The sequence below is a fragment of the Brachybacterium sp. FME24 genome, assembly GCF_014897705.1.
In the GTDB taxonomy this organism is placed as follows: Bacteria; Actinomycetota; Actinomycetes; order Actinomycetales; family Dermabacteraceae; genus Brachybacterium.
Genome location: NZ_JABUXV010000016.1, coordinates 19,369 through 33,103, shown reverse-complemented (window position 1 = coordinate 33,103; position 13,735 = coordinate 19,369). Strand labels below are relative to the sequence as shown.

12 protein-coding genes and 1 tRNA gene are annotated in these 13,735 nt (G+C 67.6%); 10 read left to right on the top strand and 3 right to left on the bottom strand.

The genetic code is table 11. The features are described 5' to 3' along the window. The first annotated feature begins 121 nt into the window (after positions 1 to 121). The 4 genes from INT51_RS16790 (at position 122) to INT51_RS16775 (ending at position 4,026) form a co-directional block, all read left to right on the top strand. Positions 122 to 1,114, top strand: a complete 993-nt coding sequence (locus INT51_RS16790; protein ID WP_193106488.1) for an ABC transporter ATP-binding protein — start codon at positions 122 to 124, stop codon at positions 1,112 to 1,114. A 144-nt stretch (positions 1,115 to 1,258) separates the two neighbouring features. Continuing rightward, a complete protein-coding gene (locus INT51_RS16785; protein ID WP_193106487.1) occupies positions 1,259 to 1,993 on the top strand; it encodes an ABC transporter permease in 735 nt (244 codons plus the stop codon). A 97-nt stretch (positions 1,994 to 2,090) separates the two neighbouring features. Beyond that, complete coding sequence (locus INT51_RS16780; RefSeq protein ID WP_193106486.1) at positions 2,091 to 3,725, top strand: alpha/beta hydrolase; 1,635 nt, start codon at positions 2,091 to 2,093, stop codon at positions 3,723 to 3,725. 228 nt (positions 3,726 to 3,953) lie between these two features. Continuing rightward, positions 3,954 to 4,026: transfer RNA gene (locus tag INT51_RS16775), tRNA-Thr, on the top strand. Positions 4,027 to 4,157: 131 nt separating this feature from the next. Here the strand turns inward: INT51_RS16775 and INT51_RS16770 are convergent. Continuing rightward, the gene (locus INT51_RS16770) at positions 4,158 to 4,706 is read right to left on the bottom strand and encodes an STM3941 family protein (RefSeq protein ID WP_193106485.1); all 549 of its coding nucleotides are present in this window, start codon (positions 4,704 to 4,706) and stop codon (positions 4,158 to 4,160) included. Positions 4,707 to 4,849: 143 nt separating this feature from the next. Here INT51_RS16770 and INT51_RS16765 point away from each other — a divergent pair, with 143 nt between their 5' ends. Together INT51_RS16765 and INT51_RS16760 are read left to right on the top strand one after the other, a co-directional pair. Continuing rightward, entirely contained in the window at positions 4,850 to 5,353 is a 504-nt protein-coding gene (locus INT51_RS16765) for a Fur family transcriptional regulator (protein ID WP_193106484.1), read from the top strand. A 97-nt stretch (positions 5,354 to 5,450) separates the two neighbouring features. Then, a complete protein-coding gene (locus tag INT51_RS16760; RefSeq protein WP_193106483.1) occupies positions 5,451 to 6,944 on the top strand; it encodes a catalase in 1,494 nt (497 codons plus the stop codon). Positions 6,945 to 7,087: 143 nt separating this feature from the next. Here the strand turns inward: INT51_RS16760 and INT51_RS16755 are convergent, their stop codons facing one another. Beyond that, positions 7,088 to 7,471 (bottom strand): universal stress protein, encoded by a 384-nt coding sequence (locus tag INT51_RS16755; RefSeq protein ID WP_193106482.1) that lies wholly within the window; start codon positions 7,469 to 7,471, stop codon positions 7,088 to 7,090. Positions 7,472 to 7,573: 102 nt separating this feature from the next. Beyond that, entirely contained in the window at positions 7,574 to 8,248 is a 675-nt protein-coding gene (locus INT51_RS16750; RefSeq protein WP_193106481.1) for a 1-acyl-sn-glycerol-3-phosphate acyltransferase, read from the bottom strand. A 258-nt stretch (positions 8,249 to 8,506) separates the two neighbouring features. Here INT51_RS16750 and INT51_RS16745 point away from each other — a divergent pair, with 258 nt between their 5' ends. The 4 genes from INT51_RS16745 (at position 8,507) to nrdE (ending at position 13,705) form a co-directional block, all read left to right on the top strand. Next, positions 8,507 to 10,258 carry a Gfo/Idh/MocA family oxidoreductase gene (locus INT51_RS16745; protein ID WP_226985843.1) on the top strand — a complete coding sequence of 584 codons (1,752 nt, stop codon included), beginning with the start codon at positions 8,507 to 8,509 and terminating at the stop codon, positions 10,256 to 10,258. Between the two features lie 630 nt (positions 10,259 to 10,888). Then, entirely contained in the window at positions 10,889 to 11,146 is a 258-nt protein-coding gene (gene nrdH / locus INT51_RS16740) for a glutaredoxin-like protein NrdH (RefSeq protein WP_193106480.1), read from the top strand. 22 nt (positions 11,147 to 11,168) lie between these two features. After that, a complete protein-coding gene (nrdI, locus tag INT51_RS16735) occupies positions 11,169 to 11,567 on the top strand; it encodes a class Ib ribonucleoside-diphosphate reductase assembly flavoprotein NrdI (protein ID WP_193106479.1) in 399 nt (132 codons plus the stop codon). A 5-nt stretch (positions 11,568 to 11,572) separates the two neighbouring features. Beyond that, complete coding sequence (nrdE, locus tag INT51_RS16730; protein ID WP_193106478.1) at positions 11,573 to 13,705, top strand: class 1b ribonucleoside-diphosphate reductase subunit alpha; 2,133 nt, start codon at positions 11,573 to 11,575, stop codon at positions 13,703 to 13,705. Positions 13,706 to 13,735: the final 30 nt, after the last annotated feature.

Genomic DNA, 13,735 nt, shown 5'->3' with positions numbered 1-13,735 from the left:
CTGTCGTCGACGGAGGTCGCACGTGCGGGGCTCCGAAGGGCACGGTCGGCCGACGTTCGTCGCGCGGCACCTGGCCGCCGGTCGCTGTTGGCGACCCCGGTCGAGAGAGGACTCTCGTCCCATGACCTCACAGACCACCACCGCAGCCCCCGGTGTCGCAGCCCTCGAGGTGCGCGGCGTGACCAAGCGCTACGGAGACCGAGCCGCCGTCGACGACCTGAGCTTCACCTGCCAGCCCGGAAGCGTCACCGGCTTCCTCGGCCCTAACGGAGCGGGGAAGTCCACCACCCTGCGCATCCTCACCGGCCTCGCGAAGGCCGACGCCGGCCAGGCCCTGGTGGGTGGCGCCGAGTACCGCAGCCTGAGCCACCCCGCTCGTTCGATCGGCGTCATGCTCGACGCGGGCGCCCTCCACCGGGGCCGCACCGGACTGGAGACGCTGCGCCTGGCCGCCCGCACCAGTGGCATGCCCGCCGCGCGGGCCGATGAGGTGCTCGAGACGGTCGGGTTGGCGCACGCCGGCGCCAAGCGCGTCGGCGGCTACTCCTATGGGATGCGTCAGCGTCTCGGTATCGGAGTCGCCCTCATCGGGGACCCCGCAGTGCTGGTGCTCGATGAGCCCGCCAATGGCCTCGACCCCGAAGGGATCCGCTGGATGCGGCGTCTGCTGCGCTCCTTCGCCGACGCCGGTGGCACCGTGCTGCTGTCCAGCCACCAGCTGCGCGAGGTGCAGGCCACGGTGGACCGGATGATCGTGATCGCCGGCGGGCGCCTGGTCCGTGAGGGGACGCTCGATGAGCTCACCACCGAGGGTGGAACCCGCGTGAGCGCCCTGGACCTCAAGATGCTGCGCACTGCCCTGGATGCGCACGGCATCGCCTACGAGCAACGCTCCGAGCAGGAGCTCGAGGTGAGCCTCGCCCCCGAGGACATGGGCCGCCTGGCACTGCGTGAGCAGATCGTGCTCACCGCGCTCGGCGCCACCGACCACGGCGGACTCGAGGAGGTCTTCTTCTCTCTCACCGGGCAATCGGAGTCCGAGCAGCCGAGCCCGGTGCACGCGGGCTCCGGCGACGACGAGTCGACCGTGCCCGTCGGCGTCGGCGGATCCTGACCCGGTTCCGAACACGAACCCTGCTGCTCCGGTCGACCCCGGTCGACTCCGCTTGGCTCCGCCTGATTCCGCTCGAACCCTGTGGCCCGACCCGATCCGGCTCACTGCCCGACTTCACCCCGCAGCTCCCCGAGGAGACGACCCATGAGACCTGCACTCGACCTCCGCGCCCATCTCGACACCCGTGGTACCGCGATCCTGCTGACCATCTCCCTGATCGCCATCGTGGCCTTCGCTGCTCTCGGCGGGCTCCTGCAGCCGCTGATCACCCCCGATGAGACTTCGGTCTTCGAGATCACGGCCTTCATCCTGGCGCTCCCGCTGTCGCTGATCATCCCGATCGTCGCGGTCATGATCATCGCGGGGGAGTGGTCCGACGGCTCCATCCAGAACACGTTCCTGCAGCGTCCCGGACGCACCGGCGTCCTGATCTCCAAGGTGATCACTGCCGTCGTCGTGGTCGCGGTGCTGGTGGCGCTCTCCTTCGCGCTGGCCGCGCTGGCCACCTGGGTGGGCGGTGAGCTGTTCGGTGAGGGCGCGAACTTCGACTCCTTCGACTCGGCGCTCGCCTCCCAGCTCGCCATGCTCGCGGCGACTCTGCTGTTCTCGCTGGCCGTCGGCCTCGCCCTGCAGTCCACCGTGCTGGGTCTGCTCGCGGCGATCGGATTCCCCTTCGTGATCGGTACGGCGAGCGGCATCGCGGCGATCACCGGTTCCGAGACGTTCACCGACGTGGTGCGCGCCCTGGATCTGCAGACTGCTGCCATGGTGCTCGCCGATGGGCAGGCGACCGCTTTCGAGCTGCTCCCGCTCGCCGTGCTCGTCCTTCTTCCGGCCGCTTACGGCGTGTGGCGCTGGAACCGGCGCGAAGTGGGGTGAGGAGTGCGGAGCCCGGCCGTCGCCGACGCCTAGGATGGCCGGGCCCGACGCATGACCCTCCGACCCGGCCCTCGCCCCCAGGACAAGGAACTCCCGTATGACACTCGCCGCTCTGACGCGCCGCCCGCTCTCCCGATTCAGCGCAGCGGCGGCCGTGGCGGTCCTGCTCCTGGCCGGTTGCACGGAGTCGGGCGGATCGTCCGGCGGTGGCGCGGACGGGAGCGACAGCGGCGGCGCCGACCAGAGCGCGTCGACCTCGGAGGCGGAACTCCCGCTCACGGAGATCGGCACCTCAGCAGCCCAGGAGCTGCCCACGGACCCGGCCACCGATCCCGCGTACTCCACGTACTACGAGCAAAACATCGCCTGGGGCGAGTGCGAGGACGTCGATGCCGAAGGCGTCGAATGCGGCACCGTCACCGTCCCGCTGGTGTGGAATGACCCGGAGGCGGGGGACATCGACCTCGCGGTGGCGCGGATCGCCGGCGCCGGTGAGGACACAGGATCGCTCGTGATCAATCCCGGCGGCCCGGGCGGCTCCGGCGTGAACTTCCTGGAGTCGGCGCCGTTCCTGTTCTCGCCGGAGGTGCGCAGCGCCTACGACCTGGTCGGCTTCGATCCTCGTGGCGTCGGCCGCTCCACCGGCATCGAATGCCTCAGCGACGAGGAGACCGACGACTATCGCGCGCAGACCCCGGGATCGGACTCCGCCGAGGACCGGCAGGTCGCCGAGGAATGGAGCAGCCGGATCGCCGAGGCCTGCGAGGCGAACTCCGGGGACGAGCTGCCCTACCTCGACACCTATTCCTCCGCGCGGGACATGGACGTGCTGCGTTCCGCGCTGGGCACCGAGAAGCTCGACTACTTCGGATACTCCTACGGCACCTACCTCGGATCGAGCTTTGCCGACCTGTATCCCGAGCGGGTCGGCCACTTCGTGCTGGACGGCGCCATGGACCCGACGATCACCATGAACGAGCTCAACGCCGGCCAGGCCGAAGGGTTCGAGGAGGCCACCGACGCCTTCGTCCAGGACTGCCTGGACCACGTCGACACCTGCCCGCTGAAGGGCGATGTCGCGGGCGGCAAGGAGCAGCTGCAGGCGTTCTTCGCGGCGGTCGACGCCGCGCCGTTGGACAGCGGCGACCCGGAGCGTCCGCTCACCGGTGCGCTGGCCCGCTCCGCGGTGCTGATGCTGATGTACGAGGACGGGCTGTGGGAGTCCGGGCGCCAGGCTCTGGCCGCCGGGATGAACGGGGACGGCAGTCAGCTGCTCGCCATCGCCGACACCTCCGCCGAGCGCTCATCCGACGGCTCCTACCGCACGAACTCCGCCTTTGCGATCACCGCCGTGAACTGCCTGGACCATCCCGGCGTCGCCGATGAGCAGTGGCAGGAGCAGGAGGCCGAGCGTCTCGCCGAGGAGTTCCCGACCTTCGGCTCCTCGATGGGCGGCGACAACTGCGCCCCGTGGCCGGTGCCGCCGCTGCGCGAGCCCGCCCCCATCTCCGCCGAGGGCGCCGACCCGATCGTCGTGATCGGCACGACGGGCGACCCGGCTACCCCGTACAAGTGGTCCACCAGTCTCGCCGAGCAGCTCGACAGCAGCGTGCACCTCACCTATGAGGGCAACGGGCACACCGCCTACGGGCGCTCGGGCGGCTGCATCGAGGAGCAGGTCGACGCCTACCTGCTCGAAGACACTGTGCCGCAGGACGGCCTGACCTGCTGACGGGGCGCGGAGGTCGCCCTTCGCGCCCCGTCGGGCGGCGCGTCGAACGGTGAGGATCAGCCGGTGAGCACCATGTCGAACACATGGATCGACAGGTTCGTCGGCAGCACCACGAAGTCGATCTCCGTGCCGGAGGCTCGACGCGTGACGGGGATCGCGTCCCCGCGCTTTGCGCGCGTCGCCCCCCGTCCCGTACAGTGATGCGGTCCGCGCGTGACCGGCGGGAACGCCGCCTTAGCTCAGTCGGTAGAGCGATTCACTCGTAATGAATAGGTCATCGGTTCGATTCCGATAGGCGGCTCCGGAGAAGCCCTCCGGTCAGGTGGAATACCTGGCCGGAGGGCTTTGTGCTGTCCAGGGGCACAGCCCAAGGTGGCGCGGACGAACGTCCGACCCGAGGGTCGACCGTTCGTCGAGTGCGACGGTGCTGCGTCACGCAGGCGTCGTCGTGCGGGCTCTGTGCTCCTGGTCCAGCCACGAGGTCAGGGCCGGCTTGGAAGCGGCGATGCCCACCGGAAGCAGCAGGACCTTCTGCGTGCTCCCGTCCTCGAGCTCCCGCTCTCCGGTCACGATGCTGGCCGGAGCCTGGCGCTCGGCCTCCTGCTCGGTCACGGCGAGCACGATCTGGACGACGGAGTCCTGCTTCATGGCATCGACCTCGAGGATCTGGGACCACGGGATCAGGCCGGCACCGGCCGACGTCATGGTGATGCCCTCGGGCGAGACCGTCACGGCTGGGGTGCGCACGAACAGTCGCCGGATATGGAACACCGCGAGGCCCAGGAAGAGGAGGGCGGCGATCCAGCCGACGATCTGCACCAGGGTGTCGCCGAGGAGGGCGAAGGCCAGGGCGATCAGTACGAAGAGCAGGCAGAGAAGGATCGTCAGGGCGGTTTTGCCGCGGGAGAGGGTGAAGGGCACGGAGTGGCCGTGCTCGAGTGTGGTCGCCCAGGCATCGACGTCGTTCTTCGGTGTGCTCATGTATTCCATGCTCTCTCGGCGAGTAGTCGTTTCGACGCTCGCAGACTATCCGTTCCCAGGTCACGCAGCGGACCGCTGCGGCCGGGCCGCCTGAACCGGACGATTATCTTGAATAAGTCCAGATAGATGGCTAGGGTGGAGTCATGCCGACCCTCGACCACACGTCCGCGCTGCGAGGCGCGGGGTTGCGTGTGACCGCTCCGCGGCTCGCGACGATGGACGTGGTCGCCGAGCATCCCCATGGCGACGCAGAGGTGATCGCGCAGGCGGTGCGCGAGCGCTTGGGGACCGTGTCCCGCCAGGCCGTGTACGACGTGCTCAACGCCCTGTCCGACGCCGAGCTGCTGCGCCGGGTCTCCGTCGGCGGCCGCAGCATGCAGTACGAGCTGCATCGTCACGACAATCACCACCACCTGGTGTGCCGCCGGTGCGGCCGCCTGGAGGACATCGCCTGCGCGATCGGCGAGGCCCCCTGCCTGACCCCGCATGATGATCACGGCTTCGAGATCGAGCTCGCCGAAGTGGTCTATCGCGGAGTCTGCTCCGACTGTCGAGCGAGCAGTGCTGACTCTGCTGAGCCCCTCGGCGCCCCGCCTGCTCTCGCCGCGCTCGCCCCCACCGCGCCCAGTGCGCCCGATTCCCCCTGAGGTCACCGGCTCTGCCGGCTCCTCAGGAGTGCAGTACCCCACTGTCCATGGTTCGTGACTGCTTGTCAGAATCCCTCACCACCCCCAGGAGTAGCCCATGACCGACTTCGATCCGACGATCCCGAGCACCACCGAGTCAGGTGCTCCGCGCGAGTCCGATGCGAATTCCCTCAGCGTCGGCGCCGATGGCCCGCTGATGCTGCACGACGTCGCCCTGGTCGAGAAGCTCGCCCGCTTCGACCGCGAGCGCGTCCCGGAGCGCAGCCCCCACGCGAAGGGCTCCGGCGCCTTCGGTGAGCTCGAGGTGACCGAGGACGTCTCGCAGTACACCAAGGCTGATCTGTTCCAGCCGGGCCGCAAGACCCCGATGCTGCTGCGCTTCTCCACCGTGGCCGGTGAGCTCGGCTCGCCGGACACCTGGCGCGACGTGCGCGGCTTCTCCATGAAGTTCTACACGCAGCAGGGCAACTACGACCTGGTCGGGAACAACACCCCGATCTTCTTCGTGCGCGACCCGATGAAGTTCCCCGACTTCATCCACTCCCAGAAGCGCACCCCGGATTCCGGCCTGCGCAACAACACCATGCAGTGGGACTTCTGGTCCAACTCCCCGGAGAGCGCCCACCAGGTCACCTACCTCATGGGTGACCGTGGCCTGCCGAAGACCTGGCGCCACATGAACGGCTACGGCTCGCACACCTACATGTGGGTCAACGAGTCCGGTGAGAAGTTCTGGATCAAGTACCACTTCCACACCAACCAGGGCATGGAGTTCCTCTCCAACGAAGAGGCGGAGAAGCTGGCCGGCTCCGATGGCGACTACCACCGTCGGGATCTCTTCGACTCGATCGCCGGTGGCGAGTTCCCGAGCTGGGAGGTCTCCGTCCAGGTGATCCCCTACGAGGACGCCAAGACCTACCGCTTCAACATCTTCGACCTCACCAAGACGGTGTCCCACAAGGACTACCCGCTGATCAAGGTCGGCACGATGACCCTGAACCGCAACCCGGTGAACCACTTCGCGCAGGTCGAGCAGGCGGCCTTCAGCCCCTCGAACACCGTGCCCGGCATCGGGCTGTCCCCGGACAAGATGCTGCTGGGCCGCTCGTTCTCCTACCCGGACGCGCAGCGCCACCGCATCGGCACCAACTTCAATCAGCTGCCGGTGAACCAGCCGATCGTGCCCACGAACTCCTACGACAAGGAGGGGCACATGCAGTTCCTGCACACCGGGGATGCTCCGGTCTACGCACCGAACTCCTACGGTCGTGCCTACCAGGACGAGCAGGGCCCGTCCGAGACCGGCTGGGAGAGCGACGGCGAGCTCGTGCGCGCCGCCTATTCGCTCCACGCCGAGGACGGCGACTTCGTCCAGCCCGGCATCCTGGTCCGCGAGGTCTACGACGACGCCACCCGCGATCGTCTGGTCGAGACCGTCTCGGGCGGTCTGAGCACCGTCGAGGAGCCGGTCCTGTCCAAGGCCCTGCAGTACTGGAAGAACATCGATGCGGTGATCGGCGAGCGGATCGAGCTGGCCGTGGGGACCTCCAAGGGCGACGAGCAGCCCGGCGGCGACCCGCTGAACGCCTGAGTCCGAGGTTCGTCGCCGTGCCCTGAGCGCCGCGCCGGATCGTCATGACATCGCGGCCCGCCTCCTGATCAGGAGGCGGGCCGCGATGCTCTGTCAACTTCTGCGTGCTCCCAGGGGTGCGCCCTGAGAGGCAGGCGGATCTCTCAGACCACGAGGACTTCGCACGGGGCCGAGACCAGGAGCTTCTGCACGGTCAGTCCCATCAGATGGCGGGCCAGATCGTTCTGACGGCGGATGCCCAGCACGAGCAGTTCCGCCTTCTCCTCCTCGACCACCTGGAGCAGGACGTCGGAGATGTCGTCGTCCGTGTGCTCCTGGCGCATCTCCACGCGCATGGTGGCCTGGCGGAGCTGGTCGCGGGCGATCTCGAGCTGCTGGTCGTCGGCGTGGCGAGGGTCCTGGGAGACGCCGTCACGGACGACGTTGACGACGATCAGCGGGCCTCCGCGCAGCTCCGCCTGCTCGCGTGCGGCCGCCAGCGCCTTGAATCCCACGTCGGTGGGGATGAATCCGACGACGACTGCCATCTGTTCTCCTCGGGTGCGGTCCGGGCGTCCGCCGCGCGCGAAAGATGCGCGACTGGCCCCGATCCTACGGGCTGGACGGAGGCCTCGGCGGCGGGGTCGGTCTCAGATCTCCGCGCGTGCCGAGGAGGTGGGGACGTCGGAGCGGCTCTGGCCGGACAGCTGCTGGATCTCGTCCATGATGCGGGCGGTCATCAGGCGGCGCTTGAGCCCCTTGGAGGCGCCGGGATCGATGTCGCTGAAGTCGATCGCGGCGCCGATGCGCACGCTGACCGCGCCGCGCTCGGGGATCTTCTTCGCCATCAGCTGTTCGGTGCCCTTGAGGCCGACAGGGATCACGGGGCAGCCGGATTCGAGCGCGAGCCAGGCGGCGCCCTGCTTGCCAGGGTGCAGCAGGCCGTCCCGGGAGCGGGAGCCCTCCGGGTAGATCCCGAATCCGGCGCCCTCGCGGAGGATGATCAGGGCGGATTGCAGGGCGCCCTTGCCCGAGGAGAGTGCTTCACGATTGACCGGGACCGCGTCCACCGCGGTGAAGAACCAGTTCAGGAGGCGACCCCTCGGGCCCTTCTGGGTCCACAGGCTCTCCTTGGCGACGAATCGGATCTGGCGCGGGAACGCCACCGGGAGCACGAAGCTGTCGACGTTGGAGAGATGGTTGGAGGCGATGATGAAACCACCCTCGGTGGGCACGTTCTCCAGCCCGGTGACCCGGGGGTTCCAGATGAGCGTGACGAAGGGCCGCACGAAGGTGCGGACCCCGAAGTAGAAGCGACGAGCCATATGGTCCTCCTGTGACGTCCTGAACTGCGCTCCACGATATCCCTGCCACGAGGTGCGGACGTGACCTGATCATTGCGACTGAGCGTCGATGACGCGCAGGTCGCACCGGTGAAGCGGCCCGGGGCTGGTCGGTCTGATGTGGTAGAACAGGCGTGCGTCACGCGCCGAATCCGAGGCGCGATGCCGAGGACGGTCGATGCGCCCGCTGCGATCCCGCGGTGCTGCCGCCGATCCCCGCCGAGCCCGAGGAGCCTGCCGATGCCGAAGACCCTGAACATCGCCGTGATCGGCGCCGGAACCATGGCGCAGGCCGTGCACCTCCCGGTGCTGCGCCGGCGCTGGGACCGGTATGCCGTCACCGCCTTGGTCGACCATTCCCCGCGCCGTCGCAGGGAGTCCTCCGAGGTGTGGGGGCTCGAGGAGGACAAGCGCTACGAGAGCGTCGCGGATCTCATCGCCGCGGTGCGCGCCAAGACCGTGAGCATCGACGCGGCTCTGCTGTCCACCGACGGTCTGCACGTCGAGGATCTGCTGCAGCTGATGCGGCGGGGGATCCCGGTGCTGGTCGAGCCGCCGCTGGGCTTCTCCGAGCAGGAGATCGCGAAGATCGCCGATTTCGAGCGGATGACCGGCCGCCGCCTGGTGATGATGGCCTACCCGCAGCAGTACGACGATTCCGTCTCCCGGATGGCCGAGCAGATCGCCACCAAGGATCTGCGGATGGTCGACCACGAGGTGCTGATGCCGGCGAGCCAGCCGCTGTTCGGGGGCGCGCACGTGACCACGTCCTCGTACGACCTGCCCTCCGAGGTGCGCTCGCAGCGGCGCACCGAATTGCAGTCCGCAGTGGTCGCCGGCTCCGGTGATGGCGCCACCCAGCGCGACCGGGATCTCTACGTCAAGGGGCTGCTGACCGGCGTCGCCCATCAGCTGGCGGTCCTGGAGGCCGTGTACGGCCCGATCGCGCGACTGGCCGCTGTGCGCCACTGGCCCAAGGGAGTGATCCCGGGGTCGATCGAGCTGCTCGGAGAGCTGGACGGTGGCGCGCAGGTGAGGCTGGTCTGGCACTATCTCCCGTTCGCGCCCGAGTACTCCGAGCACATCCAGGTGCTCTCCGCGCGCCGTCGGATGCGAGTAGAGCTCCCCGCGCCGTCCCACGGCGACCGCCGTTCGACCGTGTCCTTGCGGGAGAAGAAGAGCGGCGTGGTCCAGGAGACGGCGACCACCGCGACCAAGGGCGCCGCCGAGGCGATGTGGGAGGCCTTCCATGCCTTCGTCGAGAAGGGTGTCCAGCCCCTCTCGGGGGCCGAGGAGGCCCGCGCCCAGGTCTCACTGCTGCGCGAGGTGCTCTCCACGATCGTGGTCACCGACGGCCGCAGCCTCGAGGCGGACCCGGCCGAAGAATCGGATCCGGTTGATGAATCGGATCGGGCCGACGGCGCGGAGTCGGTCGACGGTGATGAGCCGGTCGAGGGTGAGAATCCGACCGACGAGGTAGTGCCCGCCAGCCAGCAGGCCGATGAGGACGAGACCGGCGAGCAGTCGGGGATCGCTGGGCAGGAGACTGCTGCGAGCGAGCCCTCGATCCTGGTCACCGCACCTGCGGACCCTGCGCAGGACGCCGACGCGCGCGGGGCGACCGCGGCCGCGGACTCTGTGGAAGCCACCGATGAGCGAGGGGTGACCGACGCCGAGGCGGAGTCGAGCAGCCCCGGGCTCGAGTCATCCTCCCTGCCTCGAGAACAGCTCAGCTCGGAGCCCGCCTCCGAACCGTCACCGGTTCCCATCGAGGAACCTGCCGCGGTGACGCTCGAGCAGGAGCAGGCTGTGCAGGCCGTCGGCGCGGACGAGGGCGGCGCGACCCCGGAGGTCTCTGCCTCTCGGGACGCCGACTCGGCAGGCGCTGGCTCGGAGGGGCTCGTGCCACCTTCCGACCCCCTGGTGGACGCATGGAGCCTCGACGACGAGACGGACGGGCAGGACGGCGCACCGGGAGATCGACTCCGCTGACGTCCGCGGTCCGCGGTCCGTAGTGGCCGGGCCCGATGGCCGTCCCCTGTGCCTGCACTCGGCTGTCCACGATCCCTGGAGCCCTCGGCTCCAGGGATCGTGCTGTCTGCCCTGTCCCGACACGCCCGGGGACCGATCCCGATCCGTCGGCCCCCTGGATCCCGACACGCCGAAGCGCATGCGGGACACGCCAGGGATACACCTCACGTCTGGCTCGTTCCCGGCCCTTTCGGGCGGGGGAGGACGGTCCGTCGTCCACCGCTGAGGAGGGCTGTCGGACCCGTCATCCACACTGCTCTGTGCATGCATCCTCGGCTTTCGTGCGTGGCCGCCGCACGATGTCCCCAGTCCTCCCGATCCATCCACAGTCCATCAACACTCGATTGTGGATGACAGGGTTGTAACTCAGTACATCTTGTGGTCGTCGCGTCCGGGCACCACTAGGTGTAGTGTTGATGTCGTTGCAGTGATCCGGTCTTCCCGGGGACCTGCCGCCGCATCGGAAGCACAGATGCGGGGGCGGCGCGAAGGGCTCGGAGCTCTGCGGCACGGTCTTCGGACCTCCTGAACCACCTGCTAGAACCATCCTCTTCGCGCCGCCGGCGCGGCGCTCGAGAAAGGCCCCTTCCCTTGGACATCACCGTGTACTCCAAGCCCCTCTGCGTGCAGTGCGACGCCACCAAGCGCGCCCTCAACAAGGCGGGCGTGGCCTACGACGTCGTCGACATCACCGAGGATGCCGACGCCCTCACCCGCATCAAGTCGATGGGCTACGCGCAGGCTCCTGTCGTCATCACCGAGCAGGACCACTGGTCCGGCTTCCGCCCCGACAAGATCAAGGCGATCGTGGCGGGTGCCGGCGCGCAGCGTCACGCCACTGCCATCTGATCGGCTGCACGGAGGTGTCGGCGTGACGAACCTCGTCTACTTCTCCTCGGTCTCGGGCAACACGCACCGCTTCGTCGAGAAGCTCGGGATGTCGGCCCACCGCATCCCTCTCTATCCCCAGGAGGAGCACCTCGTCGCCGACGAGGAGTTCGTCCTGGTGGTCCCGACCTATGGCGGGGGCAACGGCCGCGGTGCCGTGCCCAAGCAGGTCATCAAATTCCTCAACGATGAACGCAACCGGACCCTGATCCGGGGCGTGATCGGTGCTGGCAACACCAACTTCGGAGAGGCGTACTGCTTGGCTGGGGATGTCATCTCCACCAAGTGCCGCGTCCCCCACATGTACAAGTTCGAACTGTTCGGAACCCCTCGCGATGTGCAGCGGGTCCACGACGGATTGGAAGAGTTTTGGCGACACTGACCGAGATGCCCCCGGTCGAGCACAACAGGCAGCTCGACTACCACGCGCTGAACGCGATGCTGAACCTCTACGGAGCGGACGGCAAGATCCAGTTCGAGCAGGATCGGCTCGCGGCGCGCGAATATTTCCTGCAGCACGTGAACCCCAATACGGTGTTCTTCCACTCGCTGCGGGAGAAGCTCGACTACCTGATCGAGAACAAGTACTACGAGGCCGCGGTCATCGAGCAGTACGACTTCGCCTTCGTGGAGTCGCTGTCGGAGCAGGCCTTCGCGAAGAAGTTCCGCTTCCCGACCTTCCTCGGCGCGTTCAAGTACTACACCTCGTACACGCTGAAGACGTTCGACGGCAACCGCTACCTGGAGCGGTTCGAGGACCGCGTCGTCATGGTCGCCCTCGCTCTCGCCGAGGGCGACGAGCAGCTCGCTCGCAACCTCGTCGACGAGATCCTCGACGGCCGTTTCCAGCCGGCCACCCCCACCTTCCTCAATGCCGGCAAGGCCCAGCGCGGTGAGCTCGTCTCCTGCTTCCTGCTGCGCATCGAGGACAACATGGAGTCGATCGGTCGCTCCATCAACTCTGCGCTGCAGCTGTCCAAGCGCGGCGGCGGCGTGGCGCTGCTGCTGAGCAACCTGCGCGAGTACGGTGCGCCGATCAAGCACATCGAGAACCAGTCCAGCGGCGTCATCCCCGTGATGAAGCTCTTGGAGGACTCCTTCTCCTACGCGAATCAGCTCGGGGCCCGTCAGGGCGCCGGTGCGGTGTACCTCAACGCCCACCACCCCGACATCCTGCGTTTCCTGGATACCAAGCGCGAGAACGCCGACGAGAAGATCCGCATCAAGACCCTCTCCCTCGGCGTGGTCATCCCCGACATCACCTTCGAGCTCGCCAAGAATAACGAGCCGATGTACCTGTTCTCCCCGTACGACGTGGAGCGCGAGTACGGCAAGCCGTTCGCCGAGGTGAACGTCTCCGAGGTCTACCACGACATGGTCGACAACCCGCGGATCTCCAAGAAGAAGATCAAGGCGCGCGACTTCTTCCAGATCCTGGCGGAGATCCAGTTCGAGTCCGGCTACCCGTACATCATGTTCGAGGACACGGTGAACCGCGCCAACCCGATCCCGGGTAAGGTCACCCACTCGAACCTGTGCTCCGAGATCCTGCAGGTCTCGACGCCGTCGAGCATGAACGTGGACCTGACGTACGAGGAGCTGGGGCGCGACATCTCCTGCAACCTCGGCTCGCTGAACATCGCCAAGGCGATGGACTCGGACGACTTCGGTCGCACGATCGAGACCGCGATCCGCGGCCTGACCTCCGTCTCGGATCACTCCGACATCGAGTCGGTGCCGACCATCGCCGAGGGCAACCGCAAGTCGCACGCGATCGGCCTGGGGCAGATGAACCTCCACGGCTTCCTTGCTCGCGAGTCGATCTTCTACGGCTCCGAAGAGGGCCTGGACTTCACGAACATGTACTTCTACGCGGTCACGTTCAACGCCATCCAGGCGTCGAACAAGATCGCCAAGGAGCGCGGCGAGAAGTTCTACGACTTCGAGAACTCCACGTACGGCACCGGAGAGTACTTCGACAAGTACACGGACCAGGTGTGGGAGCCCCGCACCGAGAAGGTCCGGGGCCTGTTCGAGAACTCCAGCGTGCACCTGCCCACCCAGGAGGACTGGAAGCAGCTGCGCGAGGAGGTCAAGGCCCACGGCATGTACAACGCGTACCTGCAGGCGGTGCCGCCGACCGGTTCGATCTCCTACATCAACCACTCGACCTCGTCGATCCACCCGATCGTCTCCAAGATCGAGATCCGCAAGGAAGGCAAGATCGGCCGGGTCTACTACCCCGCGCCGTACATGACCAACGACAACCTCGAGTACTACGAGGATGCGTACGAGATCGGTTTCGAGAAGATCATCGACACCTACGCCGAGGCCACGCAGCACGTGGACCAGGGCCTGTCGCTGACGCTGTTCTTCCCGGACACCGCCACCACGCGCGACATCAACAAGGCGCAGATCTACGCCTGGCGCAAGGGCATCAAGACGCTCTACTACATCCGCCTGCGTCAGTTGGCGATCGAGGGCACCGAGGTCGAGGGCTGCGTCAGCTGCATGCTGTGAGTTCCTGACCACGACGAGAGGGCGGGCATC

Excerpts from the sequence above, each read along its gene's own strand:
- INT51_RS16755 (WP_193106482.1), bottom strand. The coding sequence starts at position 7,471 with ATGGCAGTCGTCGTCGGATTCATCCCCACCGACGTGGGATTCAAGGCG.
- INT51_RS16760 (WP_193106483.1), top strand. The coding sequence starts at position 5,451 with ATGACCGACTTCGATCCGACGATCCCGAGCACCACCGAGTCAGGTGCT.
- INT51_RS16750 (WP_193106481.1), bottom strand. The coding sequence starts at position 8,248 with ATGGCTCGTCGCTTCTACTTCGGGGTCCGCACCTTCGTGCGGCCCTTC.
- nrdE (WP_193106478.1), top strand. The coding sequence starts at position 11,573 with ATGCCCCCGGTCGAGCACAACAGGCAGCTCGACTACCACGCGCTGAAC.
- INT51_RS16765 (WP_193106484.1), top strand. The coding sequence starts at position 4,850 with ATGCCGACCCTCGACCACACGTCCGCGCTGCGAGGCGCGGGGTTGCGT.
- INT51_RS16745 (WP_226985843.1), top strand. The coding sequence starts at position 8,507 with ATGCCGAAGACCCTGAACATCGCCGTGATCGGCGCCGGAACCATGGCG.
- INT51_RS16790 (WP_193106488.1), top strand. The coding sequence starts at position 122 with ATGACCTCACAGACCACCACCGCAGCCCCCGGTGTCGCAGCCCTCGAG.
- INT51_RS16780 (WP_193106486.1), top strand. The coding sequence starts at position 2,091 with ATGACACTCGCCGCTCTGACGCGCCGCCCGCTCTCCCGATTCAGCGCA.
- INT51_RS16770 (WP_193106485.1), bottom strand. The coding sequence starts at position 4,706 with ATGAGCACACCGAAGAACGACGTCGATGCCTGGGCGACCACACTCGAG.
- INT51_RS16785 (WP_193106487.1), top strand. The coding sequence starts at position 1,259 with ATGAGACCTGCACTCGACCTCCGCGCCCATCTCGACACCCGTGGTACC.